Origin of the sequence: Psychrobacter sp. CAM01 (assembly GCF_032842965.1) — a bacterium.
Lineage (GTDB): Bacteria > Pseudomonadota > Gammaproteobacteria > Pseudomonadales > Moraxellaceae > Psychrobacter > Psychrobacter celer.
In genome coordinates, this window is record NZ_JAWJBL010000016.1 from 1 (window position 1) to 1448 (window position 1448).

Annotated in this window: 1 protein-coding gene; it reads right to left on the reverse strand. The window is 48.8% G+C overall.

Translation table 11 applies throughout. The features are described from left to right. Positions 1–667 precede the first annotated feature (667 nt). Positions 668–1198, reverse strand: coding sequence for a replication/maintenance protein RepL (locus R0I52_RS08410; RefSeq protein ID WP_023288370.1), 531 nt, complete (start codon positions 1196–1198; stop codon positions 668–670). Between the last annotated feature and the right edge of the window lie 250 nt (positions 1199–1448).

Below are 1448 nucleotides of genomic sequence, written 5' to 3' on the forward strand. Positions count from 1 at the left end.
AGACTCCCCCTCATAAAACCAATAAAAAAACAACAACTTACAATTACCCCCTTTCTATATCTCAATCAGGGTCTGATTGAGATACGAAAATCGAAAGTAGCTCCCGCCTTTCGGCGGGCATTTTTGGGGGTCAAGGTTCGCTTTAGCGACCGCGAAGCGGCTCGACCTTGACGCTCAAAAATGCCCAACATGCTACCAGTAGGTGGTTGTGATCACGCAGTGAGCGCAACCACCTGCCAGGCGCTTTTGGTTTTGACCTTTGCGGGTTTCGGGGCGCAGCCCTGAACCAGTCACGTAGCGCTAGCGGAGTGTATACTGGCTTAACTTCGGAGATGCCAAGGAAGGGACAGGATATGTTTTGTATTACCGCCACTTTGTGACGGTGACAAAACGCACGGGACAAGATGTGTTTTTGGAGTACCGCCGACACGCCGCGGACACTCCAAAACATCTTGGTCAGGGCATGGCCCCGACACCCGAACGCTGTTACGCCTGAGCGTAGCGAGGGAGCTATAAGGATGTTTTGATGTTCGGGAAGGTCAACGTCAACGGCGGCTTAACAGGTGGTTGCGCTCACTGCGTGATCACAACCACCTTTGCCAAGTGTGGGGGTCGTTACAGCCCGTCAAGGGTTCGCTGGCGCCGCTAACGCGCCCTTGACCGGCTTTCACTCCAACGAAAGATCCCCTTGGTCTGGCGGCGGTAGTTCGTCAGTTCCAGTCGTAGGAATGTCACTAGGTTCAATGATTGGGATATAGGTCAGTTTCTGTTTGGCTTTTTCTTGAAAATCGCTCTCCTGATCGGTGGCAGATGCGATAACTGTTGCTGAGAAGATCGCGTATTTTCTTTGATTTCTTCCAGCTTGCCAGAACACCCTCTCATTTACGCAATAGGCATTTGCATTGCCGATCTTTACGGTATCTATCCACTGATCATCCTTCAGGAGCTTTATAGCCCTTCCTACAGTTGGCCTACTTACACCGGTTATTTCACAGAGCGTTGTGTAACTGCACACAACGGCATTTGTGGTTCTACCCATGTGTTCGACTAGGTAATACAAAATTTCATGCGCTATGGGGCTTTTGCGAGCTAATTTTCGCATTTGGTGTAAGTAGCTCCGAGAGAGCTGCACGAAGTTAAAATTTTCGTTTCCGCCATGAGACTCGATAGTCTCACCGGGTGACTTTATTTGCTTCATATAGAGACCCAACCATCATCATTTTATTAAACTGATGCTATCACTGCGTGATATGGGTTGTAAAACAGAGTCTCATAGCTGATGAGACTCCCGAGTCTCATAGCTGGTGAGACTCCCCCTCATAAAACCAATAAAAAAACAACAACTTACAATTACCCCCTTTCTATATCTCAATCAGGGTCTGATTGAGATACGAAAATCGAAAGTAGCTCCCGCCTTTCGGCGGGCATTTTTGGGGGTCAAGGTTCGC

What these genes read in the sequence shown, in the direction of transcription:
- R0I52_RS08410 (WP_023288370.1), bottom strand. Translation starts at nt 1,198, where the DNA reads ATGAAGCAAATAAAGTCACCCGGTGAGACTATCGAGTCTCATGGCGGA.